The sequence below is a fragment of the Faecalibacillus intestinalis genome (assembly GCF_015097455.1).
Lineage (GTDB): Bacteria > Bacillota_I > Bacilli_A > Erysipelotrichales > Coprobacillaceae > Faecalibacillus > Faecalibacillus intestinalis.
The window spans coordinates 1446338-1464715 of the sequence record NZ_AP024085.1 but is presented as its reverse complement, the minus strand read 5'-3'; the positions used below and the strand labels follow the sequence as shown (position 1 = coordinate 1464715).

The 18378-nt window shown below is 27.5% G+C and carries 25 protein-coding genes; 18 read left to right on the top strand and 7 right to left on the bottom strand.

The features are described from left to right. Positions 1-9 precede the first annotated feature (9 nt). From trmB to Fi14EGH31_RS07975, 9 genes are all read left to right on the top strand, one after another. Complete coding sequence (gene trmB, locus Fi14EGH31_RS08015) at positions 10-657, top strand: tRNA (guanosine(46)-N7)-methyltransferase TrmB (RefSeq protein ID WP_022001543.1); 648 nt, start codon at positions 10-12, stop codon at positions 655-657. A gap of 4 nt (positions 658-661) precedes the next feature. Continuing rightward, on the top strand, positions 662-982 hold the full coding sequence (locus tag Fi14EGH31_RS08010) for a thioredoxin family protein (protein ID WP_022001544.1): 321 nt from the start codon (positions 662-664) through the stop codon (positions 980-982). A gap of 24 nt (positions 983-1006) precedes the next feature. After that, positions 1007-1738 carry a hypothetical protein gene (locus tag Fi14EGH31_RS08005; RefSeq protein ID WP_022001545.1) on the top strand — a complete coding sequence of 244 codons (732 nt, stop codon included), beginning with the start codon at positions 1007-1009 and terminating at the stop codon, positions 1736-1738. A gap of 2 nt (positions 1739-1740) precedes the next feature. Next, entirely contained in the window at positions 1741-2073 is a 333-nt protein-coding gene (gene acpS, locus Fi14EGH31_RS08000) for a holo-ACP synthase (protein ID WP_022001546.1), read from the top strand. A 151-nt stretch (positions 2074-2224) separates the two neighbouring features. Further along, entirely contained in the window at positions 2225-2530 is a 306-nt protein-coding gene (locus tag Fi14EGH31_RS07995) for a single stranded DNA-binding domain-containing protein (RefSeq protein WP_022001547.1), read from the top strand. A 64-nt stretch (positions 2531-2594) separates the two neighbouring features. After that, a complete protein-coding gene (gene lepA, locus Fi14EGH31_RS07990) occupies positions 2595-4403 on the top strand; it encodes a translation elongation factor 4 (protein WP_032090078.1) in 1809 nt (602 codons plus the stop codon). A 122-nt stretch (positions 4404-4525) separates the two neighbouring features. Next, positions 4526-6661, top strand: a complete 2136-nt coding sequence (locus Fi14EGH31_RS07985) for a penicillin-binding transpeptidase domain-containing protein (protein WP_107029447.1) — start codon at positions 4526-4528, stop codon at positions 6659-6661. A gap of 72 nt (positions 6662-6733) precedes the next feature. Further along, positions 6734-6883 (top strand): 50S ribosomal protein L33, encoded by a 150-nt coding sequence (rpmG, locus tag Fi14EGH31_RS07980; protein ID WP_022001550.1) that lies wholly within the window; start codon positions 6734-6736, stop codon positions 6881-6883. A gap of 33 nt (positions 6884-6916) precedes the next feature. Continuing rightward, positions 6917-7534, top strand: coding sequence for an MBL fold metallo-hydrolase (locus tag Fi14EGH31_RS07975; RefSeq protein WP_022001551.1), 618 nt, complete (start codon positions 6917-6919; stop codon positions 7532-7534). Between the two features lie 9 nt (positions 7535-7543). Here Fi14EGH31_RS07975 and Fi14EGH31_RS07970 read toward each other — a convergent pair whose 3' ends face one another. Genes Fi14EGH31_RS07970 through Fi14EGH31_RS07940 form a run of 7 tightly spaced genes read right to left on the bottom strand, consistent with a single transcriptional unit; the run spans position 7544 to position 11169 of the window. After that, entirely contained in the window at positions 7544-7915 is a 372-nt protein-coding gene (locus Fi14EGH31_RS07970) for a hypothetical protein (protein ID WP_200764693.1), read from the bottom strand. Next, a complete protein-coding gene (locus tag Fi14EGH31_RS07965; RefSeq protein ID WP_022001553.1) occupies positions 7896-8306 on the bottom strand; it encodes a prepilin-type N-terminal cleavage/methylation domain-containing protein in 411 nt (136 codons plus the stop codon). Before Fi14EGH31_RS07965 ends, Fi14EGH31_RS07970 begins: the two co-directional genes overlap by 20 nt. Further along, a complete protein-coding gene (locus tag Fi14EGH31_RS07960; RefSeq protein ID WP_022001554.1) occupies positions 8282-8506 on the bottom strand; it encodes a type II secretion system protein in 225 nt (74 codons plus the stop codon). The genes Fi14EGH31_RS07965 and Fi14EGH31_RS07960 overlap by 25 nt, the downstream gene beginning before the upstream one ends. Continuing rightward, on the bottom strand, positions 8493-8900 hold the full coding sequence (comGD, locus tag Fi14EGH31_RS07955) for a competence type IV pilus minor pilin ComGD (protein ID WP_032090072.1): 408 nt from the start codon (positions 8898-8900) through the stop codon (positions 8493-8495). Before comGD ends, Fi14EGH31_RS07960 begins: the two co-directional genes overlap by 14 nt. Next, positions 8887-9198 (bottom strand): competence type IV pilus major pilin ComGC, encoded by a 312-nt coding sequence (comGC, locus tag Fi14EGH31_RS07950; RefSeq protein WP_022001556.1) that lies wholly within the window; start codon positions 9196-9198, stop codon positions 8887-8889. Before comGC ends, comGD begins: the two co-directional genes overlap by 14 nt. A gap of 20 nt (positions 9199-9218) precedes the next feature. Then, entirely contained in the window at positions 9219-10220 is a 1002-nt protein-coding gene (locus Fi14EGH31_RS07945; protein ID WP_117574664.1) for a type II secretion system F family protein, read from the bottom strand. Next, positions 10210-11169: an ATPase, T2SS/T4P/T4SS family gene (locus Fi14EGH31_RS07940; protein WP_107029445.1), complete on the bottom strand. Its 960-nt coding sequence runs from the start codon at positions 11167-11169 to the stop codon at positions 10210-10212. Before Fi14EGH31_RS07940 ends, Fi14EGH31_RS07945 begins: the two co-directional genes overlap by 11 nt. A 174-nt stretch (positions 11170-11343) precedes the next feature. On the opposite strand from Fi14EGH31_RS07940, the gene efp reads away from it, so the two are divergent. The 9 genes from efp to Fi14EGH31_RS07895 all read left to right on the top strand — a co-directional run bounded on the left by efp (position 11344) and on the right by Fi14EGH31_RS07895 (position 18369). Then, positions 11344-11901: an elongation factor P gene (gene efp / locus Fi14EGH31_RS07935; protein WP_022001559.1), complete on the top strand. Its 558-nt coding sequence runs from the start codon at positions 11344-11346 to the stop codon at positions 11899-11901. 73 nt (positions 11902-11974) lie between these two features. Then, on the top strand, positions 11975-12433 hold the full coding sequence (locus tag Fi14EGH31_RS07930; protein ID WP_158546477.1) for a SpoIIIAH-like family protein: 459 nt from the start codon (positions 11975-11977) through the stop codon (positions 12431-12433). Positions 12434-12504: 71 nt separating this feature from the next. Beyond that, positions 12505-12819: an Asp23/Gls24 family envelope stress response protein gene (locus Fi14EGH31_RS07925; protein WP_022001561.1), complete on the top strand. Its 315-nt coding sequence runs from the start codon at positions 12505-12507 to the stop codon at positions 12817-12819. 94 nt (positions 12820-12913) lie between these two features. Next, positions 12914-13312 carry a transcription antitermination factor NusB gene (gene nusB / locus Fi14EGH31_RS07920; protein WP_107029442.1) on the top strand — a complete coding sequence of 133 codons (399 nt, stop codon included), beginning with the start codon at positions 12914-12916 and terminating at the stop codon, positions 13310-13312. After that, positions 13305-14630, top strand: a complete 1326-nt coding sequence (gene xseA, locus Fi14EGH31_RS07915; RefSeq protein ID WP_117480452.1) for an exodeoxyribonuclease VII large subunit — start codon at positions 13305-13307, stop codon at positions 14628-14630. Before nusB ends, xseA begins: the two co-directional genes overlap by 8 nt. A 5-nt stretch (positions 14631-14635) precedes the next feature. Continuing rightward, positions 14636-14863, top strand: coding sequence for an exodeoxyribonuclease VII small subunit (gene xseB / locus Fi14EGH31_RS07910; RefSeq protein WP_117574665.1), 228 nt, complete (start codon positions 14636-14638; stop codon positions 14861-14863). Then, positions 14856-15704, top strand: a complete 849-nt coding sequence (locus Fi14EGH31_RS07905; protein ID WP_200764692.1) for a polyprenyl synthetase family protein — start codon at positions 14856-14858, stop codon at positions 15702-15704. Before xseB ends, Fi14EGH31_RS07905 begins: the two co-directional genes overlap by 8 nt. Further along, positions 15705-17588, top strand: a complete 1884-nt coding sequence (dxs, locus tag Fi14EGH31_RS07900) for a 1-deoxy-D-xylulose-5-phosphate synthase (RefSeq protein ID WP_117574666.1) — start codon at positions 15705-15707, stop codon at positions 17586-17588. It begins immediately after the preceding gene. Beyond that, positions 17569-18369, top strand: a complete 801-nt coding sequence (locus tag Fi14EGH31_RS07895; RefSeq protein WP_022001567.1) for a TlyA family RNA methyltransferase — start codon at positions 17569-17571, stop codon at positions 18367-18369. Before dxs ends, Fi14EGH31_RS07895 begins: the two co-directional genes overlap by 20 nt. Positions 18370-18378: the final 9 nt, after the last annotated feature.

Below are 18378 nucleotides of genomic sequence, written 5' to 3'. Positions count from 1 at the left end.
GGATTTTTTGTGAGATTAAGAAACAACCCAAAAGCTTATGAAATTATGGAAGAGAATGCTGATTTAGTTATCTTAAAACCTGAAGAACATAAAGGTCATTATCATGATATATTTGAAATAAATCAGCCGTTATATATAGAAATTGGAATGGGGAAAGGCGATTTTATTTATCAAAATGCTTTAAAACATCCAGAAAACAATTACATAGGGATTGAAAAATTTCCAAGTGTCTTAGCAGCAGCAATTAATAAAATTAATAAAAATCAATCATTGCCTAATTTAAAATTGATGCATTTTGATGCAATTGAATTAGAAAATGTTTTTGAAAATGGTGAAATTGATCATTTATTTTTAAACTTTAGTGATCCTTGGCCAAAAAAAAGACATGCAAAAAGACGTTTAACGTCTTCAGCGTTTTTAGATGTTTATCGTCGATTATTGAAAAAAGATGGTGTTATTGAATTTAAAACAGATAATCGAGGTTTATTTGAATATTCATTACAGTCAGTAACAGAAAACAATTATCATTTAGATTATGTTTCTTTAGATTTACATAATTCTCCAGAAGCAAATGATAATATTATGACAGAATATGAAAGAAAATTTTCAGTAAATGGACCTATTTATAAAATGATAATTAGTGATTGTAAGGAGTAAAAAAATGGATCAATTAATTGAAATAAACTCATTAGAAGAATATGAAAAGGCTATTCAAACAAAATCAATCATCTTATTTACAGCTTCTTGGTGTCCTGATTGTATGTTTATCAAACCTTTTATAGGTAATGTTGTAAAAAAATATCCAAATTTTACATTTTATAGTATTAATAGAGATCATTTTATTGATTTATGTCAAGATTTAGATATTTTAGGAATACCTTCTTTTGTCAGCTATGAAAATGGACAAGAGACAGGTCGCTTTGTAAGTAAATTAAGAAAAACGCAAGAAGAAATAGAAACATTTATACAATCAATAAAATAAAATGTATTGAAGGAAGGAGTTATTATGTTTAAACATTTTTTTAAAAAATCAAACGATGATGATATTTTTGAAACTGTAGACCCAATTGTTGAACAAAGAAGAAATGAAAAGTTTTCTAAACCACTTATTTATGACGAAGAATTTAAAAAAGAAGAAGTTACTAAAAAAAGTGAAGGTCAACAAATACCAAAAGAAACTACTTCCAAAAATGTTAAAAAGGTTGAAAAAAAAGTAGCAAAGAAAGAAGAACCCGAAGTTAAGAAAAATTATGAAATGATGGATATCATTTCTCCAATGTTTGGAATGCATGAAGAAAAAAAAGAAACAGTTAGAATAGTTAAGAAAAATTCAGTAAAAAAACCAAAGAAAAAAGATAATTCACTTGTTCAAGTAATATCTCCGTATTATGGTAATTTTGAAGAAAAAGAAGAAACAGATAGTGAAGCTGTTCTTACTGCTGTTGAAGATTCAAAAGATTTTCAAGATGAAACAAATACTGATGCTGAAAAAACAATAGAACCCGAAATCGTTGAAGAAGAAAAGCTTCCAACAGTTGAAGATAATTTAAGAAATATTGCTAAAATTGTTGAAGAAGAACAAGATCAACTTAAAATTATTGAGGAACGAACAGGGGAGTTTAAACTTGATTTTGGTCAAAAAAAATCAGAGGAACAAAATTCTTTAATTGATGAAATTGATGACAATATGTCTTTAGATGAATTGATGAGTCTGTATGAAAAGAAATTTAAGGATTAGTGATGATTAAAGGAATTGGTGTAGATATTTGTGATTTAAGAAGATTAAATCATTTGGATCAACTTGCAAAGAAAATTTTACATGTAGATGAATTTTCTTTGTATTTATCAAAAGGTAACGATAAAGCAAAAAGAGAATTTGTGGGTGGTAGATTTGCAGTCAAAGAGGCATTTGTAAAAGCAGCAGGTTATAAATCATTTAAGGAGATATGCTGTTTAAATGATAAAAATGGTAAACCCTATATTAAAGATGAGCCTTGTCATGTTTCTATTTCTCATGAAAATCATTATGCAGTTGCCTTTGTTGTTATTGAAAATAATGATCCTAATCAATAAAGTATAGAGTAATAAAACATTAATAAATATATCTTAGGATATAAATATTAATGTTTTTTATTTGTTTTTTAGTCGTTTAAATAGACCTTTTAGTCGATTTAGCATGATTATTTTTTTATAAGAACTATGATAATACTAAGGAGGACTGTTTATGTTAAATTCAATTTCTTTAGTAGGAAAAATAGTAAAAAATGTATATCATGTTGAAAATATGGCTTTTATTGACATTGAGGTTAAAAGACCATTTCCTGAGGAGATAGGAAAAGAAAAATTTGATGTTTTTTCTATTGCTTTGTGGAAGGGACTAGAAGACATGATGTCTGATGTTGCTCAAATTGGAATGATCATTGCTGTTAGAGGGCGTTTAATAGCTAATAAATTTACAATGGCTAATTATGATTTTAAAGAAGTGATTATATATGGAGAACTCATTGAAATTTTAAACAAATATTTTTAAATAAATAAATTGTCATTTATATTGTTTTTTGATAAAATCTATTATTGAAAGTCGGTGAAAATAAATGACAATTAATCAAGATAAAATAAGAAATTTTTCAATCATAGCGCATATTGATCATGGGAAAAGTACTTTGGCGGATCGTATTTTAGAAATGACCGGTGCGGTTTCAAATAGAGAGATGAAGGCTCAACTATTAGACAGCATGGAGTTAGAACGTGAAAGAGGCATTACAATCAAATTAAATGCTGTTCAACTTCAATACAAAGCAAAAGATGGAAATACCTATCTTTTACACCTTATTGATACTCCTGGCCATGTCGATTTTACTTATGAAGTATCTCGTTCATTAGCTGCATGTGAAGGAGCAGTGTTAGTTGTAGATGCAGCACAAGGTGTGGAAGCACAAACATTGGCAAATGTCTATTTGGCTTTAGATAATGATTTGGAAATTTTACCAGTTATAAATAAGGTAGATTTACCTAGTGCAAACCCTGAACATGTTATTCAAGAAATCGAAGATGTTATTGGATTACCTGCAGACCATGCACCTCGTATCTCGGCTAAAAGTGGCTTAAACGTTGAAGATGTGTTAGAGATGATTGTTAAAGAGGTTCCTGCACCAAGTGGGAATATTAATCATCCTACTCAAGCACTTATTTTTGATTCATTTTATGATAGCTATAGAGGTGTTGTTGTATTCGTTAGAATTAAAGAAGGATCTATAAAGGTTGGAGATACAATTAAATTTATGGCTACAGGAGCTACTTACGAAGTAACTGAATTAGGTGTAAGAACTCCTGCGGAAGTTAAAAAAGATAAATTAGTTTGTGGGGAAGTTGGATGGATATCAGCTTCTATTAAATCTATTCAAAATGTTCATGTAGGGGATACAATAACAACTTTAGAAAATGAAAGTCATGAGCAATTGCCAGGGTATAGAAAGTTAAATCCTATGGTTTATTGTGGATTATATCCAGTTGATAATTCTAAGTATAAAAATTTACGAGAAGCATTGGAAAAAATACAACTTAGTGATTCGTCTCTTGTCTTTGAACCAGAAACATCGCAAGCATTAGGATTTGGTTTTAGATGCGGTTTTTTAGGATTATTACACATGGATGTTATTCAAGAGAGATTAGAAAGAGAGTTTGATTTAGAACTTATTGCTACTGCACCATCTGTTATTTATAAAGTATTTTTAACAGATAAAACAATGGTTGAAATTGACAATCCTGCAATGATGCCATCTCCACAAGTAATAAATTATATTGAAGAACCTTATGTAAAAGCTTCAATTATGACTCCAAATGAGTATATTGGATCTATCATGGAACTATGTCAATCAAAACGAGGAGAATATGTTGATATAGATTATATTGATGAAACACGTCGTAATATTATTTATAATATTCCTTTATCAGAAATTGTTTATGATTTCTTTGATAAATTGAAATCTAGTACAAAGGGATACGCCTCATTTGATTATGAATTAATAGGATATCGAGAAAGTAAATTACAAAAAATGGATATTTTATTAAATGGTGATGTTGTAGATGCTTTATCATCTATTGTTCATAAAGATTTTGCTTATTCAAGAGGAAAAGTAATTTGTGAAAAATTAAAAGAAATCATTCCAAAACAAATGTTTGAAGTTCCTGTACAAGCAGCATTACAAGGTAAGATCATTGCAAGAACTACAATTAAGGCAATGCGTAAAAACGTCCTTGCTAAATGTTATGGTGGAGATATTTCGCGTAAAAAGAAACTTCTAGAAAAACAAAAGGAAGGTAAAAAGAGAATGAAGGCAGTTGGAAGTGTTGAAATTCCACAAGAAGCTTTCATGGCAATATTATCAGTTGATGATGAGTAAATAGCAGCAATTGCTGCTATTTTAAATATGTTAAATATGTTAAATAAATTTATATTATCGATTAATTCAAATTTACTAATAATCTAAAGTATAATATAATTGTTCAAGGAAGGAGGAAAAATATGCCAAAGTTTTTTAACAAAAAAACTGCTACTGTAAGATTTCATGGATTTAATGAAGAAAAGAAATATCAAAATAGTAAATCTGATATAATTGTATCTAAAAGATTAATTGAATTAATTGCTGTGACACTTGTTTTAATTTTTATTTTAATTGTTAGATTGGCTTATGTACAATTAACTCAAGCTGATACATTAGAAGTTAAACTGGAAACTTATGGAAGTACAACATATACAAATGATGCACCGCGTGGAGAAATCTATGATCGTAATTATACAAAAATCATGGGTAATCAAAATGTTATTTGTGTTGATTATTATGCACCTAAGAAAATTACAGATAAAGAAATTACGTATATTGCAAAATTTTTAAGTGAAAAAATTACAATTGACTTTTCTAAAAATAACGTTAATAACATTACTGAAAGAAATATAAAAGATTATTTTATTATTGCTCATGAAAAATTAGCAGAATCTTTGTTAAGTGACAAAGAGTTAAAAAAATTAAAAATAGAAAATCCTGATGATGCTGATTATTCTAAGGCAAAAACCAATTTGATTGTTTCTAAATTATCTATGGAATATATATATCAAAATATGACACAGGATGAAATAGAACAAACACGTTTTGAATATTTAATGAAACGATGTAAAACAGGTTCTGTAACTTTAGTAGAAGGGATTACAGTCGAAGAAGCTAGTGTTATAGGAGAAAATACAAATATTTTAAAAGGTATTCAAATAAGTAGTGGGTGGTCTCGTCAATCAATGGTGGATGGTCAACTTGGCGCGTTGGTTGGAAAATTAACAACTAAAAGACAAGGATTGCCTACGGAATTAAAAACAGAATTACTTGCAAAAGGGTATACTGGTAATTCACGAGTCGGTACAAGTGGTTTAGAAAAACAATATGAAGATATTTTAAAAGCATCAAATTCATCATATTCTGTTAAATATAATAGTAATGGTGATCCTATTATCACAAATAATGTGAATGGTGAAAAAGGAGATAACATTCGCTTATCTATTGATTTAGAGTTGCAATCTTTTGCTGATGAACTTATTACTAATGAATTAACGACATGTAATAGCTTTAATACTTATTTCAATAAAATGTATTTTGTAATGATGAATCCTAATAATGGAGAAATTTTAGTTATGTCAGCTAAAGAAATTAACAAAGAAACTGGTGAGGTCAAAGATATTTCTACAGGTAACTTTTTAGAAGCGGTAGAAATTGGTTCTACTTCAAAAGCGGGTACATTATATACAGGATTTAAAGAAAATATCATTGTTCCTAATACTTATTTTGTAGATGAGCCGCTTTGGTTTAAAGGTTCTACAAAAGCAAAAAAATCATGGAAAACAATGGGAAATATTAATGAAATAGATGCGCTTGCTTGGTCATCAAATGTTTATATGTTTAGAATTGCTATGAAGTTAGCTGGTGTTGAATATGTACCTCATGGCGCTTTAAATGTTGATCTCAATCGTTTTGTCAAAACGCTCTCTACTATCAGAAGGGATTTTGGTGAATTAGGTTTAGGTGTTAAAACTGGATTGGATGTTCCAAATGAAAGTGACGGATATAAAGGAAGAGATACTGCCCCTGGGCATTTATTAGATGCATGTATCGGACAATATGACACATATACTCCAATTCAATTGGCACAATATACATGTACCCTTGCTAATATGGGTAAAAAAGTTCAACCTCATTTCCTTATTGAATCATTTAAAAGTGATGGAGAAGGAAATAGATATACAACATATAAATTTAAAACAAATATTCAAGATGATGTTTCTTCACAGGCAGATGCATTTAAACAAATAAAAGCTGGAATGCGCGCATGTGTTACAAGAACAGATGGAACATCACATACGTATTGGTCAGAAAAGCCATATGCTGTTTATTGTAAGACAGGAACAGCTGAAAAATATGATGGTAATTCAAATGTTGACCACCCAAACCATTTACAAATTGGTTATATTTCAGCAACAGAAGATAGTAAACCATTAGTTGCATTTGCTAGTATTGCATTTAGAGAAGATCGTTCTTCATCGGGTGCTGATTCATCTGCACCAATTATTGCACATCAAGTTGTTGATAAATATGTAGAAAAATATGGTTTAAATTAAAAAAATGCTAGTATTTCATTAATTAATATGTTATTATATTTAAGAAAGTTTTAGTGATGCGGAGGTGTAATCATGAGAGATAATATCATTTTAAAATGTACAGAATGTGGAGAAGAAAATTATATCAACACTAAAAATAAAAGAAATCATCCAGATAGAATGGAAGTAAATAAATATTGCCCTAGATGCAATAAAAAAACTGTACACAAAGAAAAAAAATAAGCTTAGGCTTATTTTTTTATTGGAGAATATTTTATGGAAAGATTAATTATTAAAAAATTTGTACTTGGAATAATGTCAACAAATTGTTATTTGATAGAAAATAATAATCATTCGATTCTAATTGATCCAGGGGATAAGGCTGAGCTACTTATAAATTATTTAACACAAAATAATTTACAATTAACTGCTATCTTATTAACACATGGTCACTTTGATCATATTGGAGCTATAGATGAATTAGTAGAAAAATATAATTGCCCTGTTTATATTCATCAAGATGATTATGAAATGATTTACAATGATCAATTAAATTTATCTAACTATTACGGTGAATTAAAAATTAAATCTAAAGTAACAGCTGTTGATAAGAATATAGATATTGGTGACTTTCATTTTGAATTTTTACATTTGCCAGGACATACAATTGGTTCATGCTTTATCATCTTAAAAAATTACCATGTTATTTTTTCAGGAGATGTTTTGTTTAAAAATGGAATTGGTAGATTTGATTTTCCAACATCATCTTCAACAGACACAAGAAATAGTATAAAAAAAATCAAAGAAATAAAAGATGATTATGAAATATATCCTGGACACGGTGAATTGACAACTTTAATACAAGAAAAATTAAATAATCCATATCTTCAGTAGAATAACAATTTATTCTACTTTTTTTATAACATTTTTTTCTTTATCCAATTCAAGATAAAATGTGATATTGAGTTTATATCGATCATTTTTTAATCTTGTTTCTATTAAAAAATAATATCCCATATCATCAACAGTATACGAAATTGTGTAATTTTCAAGTTCTAAATAATTACTTAATAAAATACTATTTTGATTTTCGTATTTATAATTTGCAATAAGTATATTTTTAAGTAGTCTTATATCATTCGTTTGTTTCATAGATTGAAAACCTTGACTATTTAGAATTGTCAAATGACATAATGAAAATATATTAAGAGAAAGCATGAGCAATAAAATAAGGGTGATTTGTAGAACATTTCCGTTATTCTTCTTTTTTTTCATAATCACTACCTACAATAAATTGATATTCTTTATTATTACTCATTAAATTTATTTTGATAAATCCATTCGTATTTTCAAAATATACAGAATCAATGTCATGATATAAAATATGATGTCCAGGTGTAATAACGAGTCGTTTATTTTGTAGTATTATTTTATGAGAATCGTCATTTTCATCGAGAAAACTTAAACTATCACCATATTCTATATTTTTAGCCGTTATAAGTTCATTACTAAGTGAAAATATTGCATTTTCTAGCGATGTATCGATATATTTTGATTGATTAGAAATTTTTAAAACTTTCACTAGTAATGAACAGTTTAAAACAATAAGTAATGTGATAGATAAACTCAATAATACTTCTACTAATGTAAAGCCTTTTTTAGACATGTCTCTATTCCTTCATCTAAATTAAGTGTATATTCTATTTGTTGTTTCTTTGACTGATAAGTTTCGTATTCTTGATTGACTTTGATGTTTGTTTTTGAATTTGTTACATATAAAGACACTAATAGAATAATAACAGTAGTAAAGATACTAAAAGCAAAAAGACTTTCAATCAAAGTAAAACCTTTTTTATTTAAACTCATAATCACCAGCTCCAAGATGAAAAATAAGGGTATATTTCTTTTTGGGTGCAATGAGATCAATATGATTTGCTTGATTTATATTGCCATCTTTATTGAAATATATTTCTTTAATATTATTGAAAAAATAATTATTAGGTAAAACTACTCTGTATTTTTTTTGATGATCAATAAAAGATATTTCTTGTTTTGATACAATTAAACTAACTTTTTCATGACTAATTATTGCCTTACTTTTAGCCTGATTAATAATCATTCCTATTTGTTTTTTTACACATTCATCCGTTATATAAATTGTTTTTGTATTCATAAAAGGGAATGAAAGTACTGACAATGTTAATATAATAGATATTACTAACAACATTTCAATCAAAGTAAATCCTTTATTTTGAAACATAGGCTTCACCATCACTTATTCTTATGGCAAGTCCTGAAGGACAAACAGCTTGTTTTTCCTTTAAATAAGGATGGCTGCCAGAAGTTAATTGAGACATACTAGTTGGTAATTCTCCATGCTCGATTTCGTACAAAATGATTTGTGAGTTAACAACTTCAATTTGCGCATCACAACTTTTTTCTTTTACTAAACGATTTTTACTTGTAACATTTGGAATAACAAGCAGTAAAATAACTAGTATTACAGAAATACAAAAAATCATTTCAATGAGTGTAAAACCTTTTTTATTAGAATTCATAATCCTTATAATCCTCCTTTTTATAAATTTGAGACAACATTCATCATAGGAATTATTATTGAAACATACACAACAATTACAAATGTAGCAACAAAACCATAAATCAATGGAACTATGATTTTTATAAATTTAGAAACAAATTGATTTAATTGCATAAATGTAAGTTGGATATAATTTTCTAAACTTTGGTTTTCATGACTATTTTGAATAATAGATATAAATTTTTTAAAATCATCTGAAAAGTAAGGAAAATCATTAACTGCTAAATTAAAATCATGACCATTTACAATTAAACGATAAAGTTCATAAACAATCATTTTAATATCACTATCAGTTATTTTATCATATAAAGTTTCAATAATGGATGTTGTATCATAGTGCTGTATGAGTAATTCATTATAATAAATTGCAAACTTTAACGAATAATACTTACAAATCAATTTTTTAATAAAATGTGTGTGATTAATCAAAAAATCTATCTGATTGAATTTTTGTTTTGCAATGCTTTGATAGATAAATATCATTAAAATAATATTTATTATAGTAATTAGTGTTAAAAAAATAGGAATTGCATGTAATAATACAAATAGACATTGAATAATAAATGATTTTTGAATATCAAAATCGTTAAATAAAATTTCAACCTGTGGTAATAAGTAAAAAACAGTAAAAATAGAAAAAACAAATAAGAAAATAAGCAATATAATTGGATATGCCAATTTTTTTAAAAAAATATTTTTATACTCATCTCTTTTTTTGCAAATTTCAATTGACTTTTTTAATGCAGTTTCTAATGTGAATTCATTTTTAAAAAATGAATAATATTCTTTAAATAGAGTAGGAAAGGGAAGCGTTATAAAAATTTCGTCAAGAGAAAGACCTTGATTTAAATAGTTCTTTATTTCCTTTACTTCTTTTTCATAGTTAAGCAAACTGCAAAAATCAAGCGTTTCTTGTAATGAATATCCTTGATTAAAGAAAAAAATAAGTAGATCAATAAAACTAAGTAATTTATTTTTCATTTAAAACACCTACATTTTTTAGTGTGCATGCAGCTTTTGAAAAATCATAGTAATCTATTTTCTTTCGATCAAAATATTTTAATAAATTTTTTTGATCAATGTATTCACTTAAAATAAATACTTCTTTTTTATCGTTAAAACGCATTTTTTGTGTCATGATACCAAGAAGAACGTCTTCTAAATCAAGAGATGAAATGTTTAAGTTTTCTAATCTTTTAATCGTATTTATACAATTACTTGCATGAATAGTTGTTAGTACAAGATGTCCAGTTAAAGCACATGTAAGTGCTAATTGAGCTGTCTTTTCATCACGTACTTCACCGACCATTATGACATCAGGGTCATGTCTTAATATTTGTTTTAACGATTCATGATAGCTGATACCTTTTCTGTCATCAATTTCAATTTGCAAACAATAATCTTTATTGATTTCAATAGGATCCTCTAGTGTAATAATATTTTTTTTATACATCTTATTAATTGTATCTAAAATAGCATATAATGTTGTAGATTTCCCAGAGCCAGTTGCACCACTTATTACAAATAATCCGCTATCCTTTTGGACAATCTGTTTTAAAAATTGATAAACATGAATATCTTTACTAATATTTTCTAATGATAATTTTTGATGATTATTTAGGATACGAATAACAATGGAATCCATATCTTTTCCAATAAGTGAGGAAATTCTTAAGTTATATTTTTTATTATTTAAAACATACACATAATGTCCTGTTTGAGGTTTACGGTAATAATTTAAATCAATTTTAGAAATGAAACGAATATAATTCATTAATTGAATAATATTTGTTTTTTCATAGGTTTCATAAGTAAGTAGTTCCCCACAAATCCTAAATTTAATCACTCCTTTCTCTGTACATTGTAAATGAATATCACTTACATTTTTTTTAATAGCTTGATAAATAATCTGTTCAAATAGTTCCTCCATAAAAATCCTCCTATTATTATATAGACAATTTATTCTTAAATTTCTTTTTTTTAAGTTGATTTTTTTCAAAAAATATAAATAGTAAGAATATCGATTGTAAAAACAAAAAAACTATTCCATTCATAATAATTTTTTGTTACAATCAACAAGGATATTATTAAAAAGGAGATTATTATGATTAACGTTAGTGATTTAAAACCAGGTGTTACTTTTCAAATGGATGGAAATTTATTTGTAGTATTAGATTATTCTCATAATAAAACTGCCAGAGCAGCAGCAAATATTAAAGTTAAAATGAAAAACTTACGTACTGGATCTACTACTGAAATGACATTCGGTGGAAATGATAAAGTAAAAAGAGCACAAATCGATAAAAAAGAAATGCAATACTTGTATAATACAGGGGATGCATTTGTATTTATGGATGGAGAAACATATGAACAAATTGAAATTCCAGCTGAAAATTTAGAATGGGAAAAGAATTTCTTAAAAGAAAGTGATACAGCAACGATTAGAAGTTTTGAAGGTGAAGTATTAGGTGTACAATTACCTGATAAAGTTACTTTACAAATTACCGAAGCAGAACAAGCGGTTAAAGGAGATACAGCAACTGGAGCAACAAAAAATGCTGTTTTAGAAACTGGATTCCAAATCAAAGTCCCTTTATTTATTAATGAAGGAGAAATGGTCGTTATTTCAACTGCTGAAGGAAAATATTCAGGCAGAGCTTAGCACTAGGACAAAACCTAGTGTTTTTTCATATTCTAAAACGGGATTGCATATAGTAGGTAATGAGGGGATGTTCATGAATAAACAAGCTATAACATTTTTATCATTATTTACATTGATTCTTGTTTTATCAATTTATTATTTATTAGTACCACCAATTGATCAAGATGACACAGTCTCAAAAAAATCATTAAGCAGAATAGAAATTTTACAAAGTGAACTTAATAAAAATCATGAAAATAAAATTAATGACAATAATACGGTAATTGCCTCTTCAAAAGCATCTGAAAAAGAAATTTCAACAGCACTTACTTCTAATGAAAAAACAAAAGCAATTATAAAAAATGAAAAAGATATCTGTCAGTTATTAACTGATAAAGGGTATAAAGAATGTTTTTGTGAGATTGATGGTGGACACATGAAAGTAGTTGTAAAATTAAAAGATGCAACTTCGAAAGATGCTAATAAAATCATCAAGCTTATTCATAATAAATATAATGGATATATCATTGAAGTTAAATTTGTAGAAGACTAATGATACTTCTAACTTGAATAATCAATGATTTTTAGATAAAATAAGGTATAGAGATATAAAGGAGTAATTTTATGGAATACTATACAGTAGAAAAGAAAAATAATTTAGGTGAACAATATATTGAATTATCTGTTTTTCAAGCAATTACTAATCATGAAGTGAGTAAAATAAACGGGATTGATTTTGATGGTGGGAAAAATTCTGTAAATATTGAAATCAATGATCATAATCAAGTAATCATCGGTATTGACATTGTCATTGATTATGGGCTTAATGTTGGAAAAGTTGTTAGTGAAATTCAAAACGAAGTTGTAAATGCTATTGATAGATATATTGGCTTTAGAAATGTTAAAGTGAATGTTAATGTCAATAAAATTAAATTCTAGGGATTGTCTAGCAATTCCTTTTTTATTGTGTTTATTTATTTAATTTCGTAAGAAACTATGATAGAATATGAATATATTTTGGAAGGAAATGTGTATGGAAAAAGTAAGAAAAAAATTAATTAGAGAAAAAGCTGTTATTGCAGTTTACCAATATCTTTTAACAAATTCAACAGAAGAAGAAATTATGAATTATTTAAACGAATGTTATAAACCAAGAATGGATGAAAGAGAAATTGAACTTTGTAAAGAAATTGTTTTCAATACGATTGAACGTATTGATGAATATGTGCCTCTTATTGAAAAAAATTTGAAAAAATCATGGTCAATTGATCGTCTTTCTATGATGGAAAAAGCAATTCTTTATGTAGCTATTTATGAACGAAATGAAGTTTCTAAAGAAATTTCAATTAATCAAGCAGTTGAATTAGCAAAAAAATACTGTGATGAAGATGCTTATAAATTTATTAATGGAGTTTTAGGTGCCATTGGATAAAAAATATATAACAGTTTCTGCTTTAAATAACTATTTAAAGCGAAAAATAGATGTTGATATGCAATTACAGCATGTCTTCATCAAGGGTGAAATATCTAATTTTAAAAGAAATATGAGTTCTGGTCATTTGTATTTTACACTAAAAGATGGTAAATCACATATTAGTGCGATTATGTATAAAGGATTTGCTGAACAATTAAATTTTGATGTAAAAAATGGTGATTCAGTTTTAATAGAAGCAACTGTTTCTGTTTATGCAGTTACAGGATATAATCAATTAATAGTTAAAAATATTGAACCTGATGGACTAGGTTCATTATTTTTAAAATTTGAGAATTTGAAAAAATCATTACTACAAGAAGGTTTGTTTGATGAAAAATATAAAAAAAATATTCCTTCTTACCCTAGCAAAATTGCTGTTTTATCAGCATATCCTAGTGCTGCATTAATGGATGTAATGCGTACTTTAAAAAAACGTTTTCCTGTGTGTAGAGTTATCATTTTTCCTATACCTGTACAGGGGAAAGACGCATATTTTAAAATTATTTCAACTTTGAAATTCGTAGATGAACTTCACTTTAATACCATTATTTTGGCACGAGGTGGTGGCTCGTTAGAGAATTTATGGAATTTTAATGAAGAAGCATTAGCAAGAACAATTTTTGAATTAAAAACACCTATTATTTGTGGAATAGGGCATGAAACAGATTTTACAATATGTGATTATGTATGTGATTTAAGAGCGTTAACACCTACTTATGCAGCTATTGAAGCCACACCTAATATAGAAGATATGTATAAGCATTTATCAATGTTAGATGGTCTTTTAAAATCAAATATGAAGTATAAAATTGAAACATTGAATACAAGAATAAATCGCTTAACACACTTTTATTTATTTAAAAATCCCGAAAAACTATATGGTGATCACTTACAATATGTTTCTTATTTACAAGATAAAATTTCTAATTTCATGGAAAAACGTTTAAATAATAATATGGTTATTTATACAAAACTTAATTTACAATTACAATCTCAAAATAAAGTATTTGTAAGTCATTATCAACAAAAGATTCAAACATGTGAAAATTTATTAAAAATAAATTTTCATAACAAACTTAAAGCTAATCGAAATAACTTAAGTATGTTGATTTCTAAATTAAATGCATTAAGTCCTTTACAAACGTTAGAAAGGGGCTATGCTTTAGTAAAAAAAGAAAATCAATATGTTTCAAGTATAGATGATTTAAATAATGAAGATAATGTTTCTATCTATTTAAAAGACGGTTACGTTAAAGCAACGATTTATAAGGAGTAATGTATATGAAAAAAATGACATTCGAACAGGCAATAAAACGATTAGAAGAAATTGTCGATTTATTAGAAAATAACGAAACATCTTTAGATGATAGTGTTGAACTTTTTCAAGAAGGCGTACAGCTTTCTCAATATTGTTCAAAAAAATTAGGAAATGTAGAAAATAAAGTTTCTAAAATACTTATTGATGGTCAATTAGAAGATTTTGATGTAGAGGTAGAAAATAATGAATAATGTTATAAATGAAATTAATCAAAGACTTGAAAATATTTTATCTCAATATCCTGATAGTAAGGTTAAGGAAGCTATGTATTATTCTTTAAAAGCAGGGGGAAAGCGAATTAGACCATTAATTGTTTTACAAGTGATTAGAGCATATGGTCTTGATTATAGAAAGTATATTGATATTGCTTGTGCATTAGAAATGATACACACTTATTCATTGATCCATGATGATTTACCTGGAATGGACAATGATGATTTAAGACGTGGAAAACCAACATGTCATAAACAATTTGGTGAAGCAACAGCAATTTTAGCAGGAGATGGTCTTCTTAATGAAGCAGTAAACATCATTTTACAAACCAATCTAAATGATTCATTAAAACTTTCACTTGTTTCTTGTTTATATACATCAAGTGGCATAAACGGGATGATTTTAGGACAAGAATATGATATTGAAAATGAAGAAAAAAAGCTTTCAAAAGAAACATTAGATAAAATTCACCATTATAAAACAGGAAAATTATTATCTTGTGCCTTTCAAATGGGGGCTTTAATTGCCTCACCAAACGATTTAGAAATTTTAAAACAAATAGGTTATAAAATTGGCTTAGCATTTCAAATTCAAGACGATATTTTAGATGTGACATCTGATGCCAAAACATTGGGTAAAAATACAGGAAGTGACGAAGCAAATCATAAAGAAACTTATGTTACACTTTTAGGAATTGAAAATTCTCAAAAAGAAGTTGATTTGCTATTTAATGAAGCTCAGCAACTTGTGTATTCTTTAACACTAAATCATGGATTGATTTTGGAAATTATTGAAAAATTATGGAAAAGAGTGAGATAAATGGATTTAACAAAAATTAAAGGTCCTTCTTTTTTAAAAGAATTAACAGAAAAGGAATTGAATGACTTAGCAAAGGATATTCGCCAATTTATTATTGAATCTGTTTCTCAAACAGGTGGACATTTATCAAGTAATTTAGGAATTGTTGAATTAACTATTGCTTTGCATTATGTGTTTAACTCACCTGAAGATAAAATATTTTTTGATGTAGGACATCAATGTTATGTTCATAAAATTTTAACAGGACGTGCAAAAGATTTTACACATTTAAGAAAATTCAATGGTTTATCAGGCTTTCAAAAACGTTGTGAAAGTAAACATGATGTTTGGGAGGCTGGTCATTCTTCTACAGCTCTTTCGGCAGCTGTAGCAATGGCAATTGCAAGAGACTTAAATAAAGAAAGTTTTAGCGTTGTTCCTGTAGTAGGCGATGGAGCTATTGTAGGCGGCGAATCTTTAGAAGCTTTAAATCATCTTGGTTCAATTAATAATAAAGTAATTTTAATTTTAAATGATAATCAAATGTCAATCTCTAAAAGCATTGGTGGTATGAACAACTTTCTAAATAATGTGCGTATGTCTAATACATATAATAAAATGAAAGATGACTATCGTTCGATTTTACAACATGGGAAATTAGGAGAAGGTGTTTATAAAGCTACAAAATATATTAAAGACTTTGTAAAAAGAGGTTTTATAAATGATACTATTTTTGAAGACTTTGGTATTGATTATTTAGGTCCGGTGGATGGACATAATATTGTTGAATTGATAAGAGTATTGCAACTTGCACAAAAGAATAAAAAGAGTGTCGTTGTACATGTTGTTACTGAAAAAGGAAAAGGTTATTCATTTGCTGAAAATGATCAAGAAGGTAAATGGCATGGAACTCCACCATTTAATGTAAAAAGTGGCCGTGTGCTTTCTTCTGGAAATCCTTCAAAAAAATCATGGTCGGAAATTATATCTGATCAGGTTTTACAATGGATGAAAATTGATAAGGATATTGTTTCAATTACTCCTGCAATGATTAAAGGATCTGCAATGAATAATTTATTTAAAGTATTCCCAGAAAGATGTTTTGATGTAGGAATTGCTGAAGAGCATGCTCTTACTTTTACAGCAGGTTTATCTATTTCTCAAAAAAAACCTTTTATTTCTGTCTACTCTTCTTTTTTACAAAGAGCTTATGATCAAATTAATCATGATATTGCTAGAATGGATTTACCATGTCTTTGCAGTATTGATCGTGCAGGTATTGTAGGAGAAGATGGCCCAACGCATCATGGGGTATTTGATGTAAGTATTTTATCACCTATTCCTAACATCGTTCTTTTTGCTCCTAAAGATGCTAGAGAACTTCGTCAATTTGTAAATACAGCATTTCATAATTTTAATAAACCTTATTTTATTAGAATACCTAGAGGAAGTATTGATGATATAAAAGTTGATTATAATAATCAATTAGAATTAGGTACCTGGACTATTGAATCTTGTAAAGATGACTATAAAATGACTTTAATTTGTTATGGTGATAATGTTGAAAAGATAAAAACAATAATCAAAAGTAAACATTTAAATATTAGAATTATAAATGCGAGATTTATTAAGCCTATAGATGAAGATATGGTACATAAAATATTTACTGAAAATAATAAACCGATTCTTGTATATGAAACTATTTTAAAAACAGGATCATTAGGTTCGATATTATTGACTTATTGTAATGAAAAACATATTTTAAGAACTTTTGAACATATTGCACTTGCAGATCATTATTCAAAGCAAGGATCTGTACAAGAAATATATGATGATGAAAAAATTGATTTAGATACTGTTATAAATAAATGTGAGGAATTAATGAATGGAAAAAAAGAGAATTGATGTATTACTAGTAGAACAAGGATTCTTTGACTCGCGTGAAAAAGCAAAACGTGCTATTATGGCTGGAATAGTTCATAATGATCATGAAATTATTGATAAACCTGGTACAAAAGTCCCTGTAGATATGGAGCTTTTTGTAAAGGGAACGGTTATGCCCTATGTTTCTAGAGGCGGTTTAAAATTAGAAAAAGCACTAAAAATATTTGATATTTCAATGCAAAATCGTGTTATGGTTGATATTGGTTCTTCAACAGGAGGATTTACAGATTGTGCTCTTCAAAATGGTGCACAATGTGTTTATGCTGTAGATGTAGGTACGAATCAACTTGTTTGGAAATTAAGAAATGATCCACGAGTTATTGTTAAAGAAAAAACGAATTTTAGATATGCTACCCGTGATTTGTTTGAAAATGGGATACCTAATATTGCAACGATTGATGTTTCTTTTATTTCTTTGAAACATATTTTTATCCCTCTTAAAGATATATTAAATGAAAATGATGATATTGTAGCGTTGATCAAGCCTCAATTTGAAGCAGGAAAAGATGAAGTTGGGAAAAAGGGAATTGTAAAAGACCCTAAAACACATTTAAAGGTTATCGAAAATGTCATTACGTATGCAAATGAATGTCATTTGAGCTTACAAGCATTGTCTTTTTCCCCAATTACCGGTGGAGAAGGTAATATTGAGTTTTTAGCTCATTTTAAAGTTGGTGGAGTAAATAATCCTATTGATATTGAAAATGTTGTAAATGAAGCACATATTTGTTTTAAAGGGTAAAGGATGGGT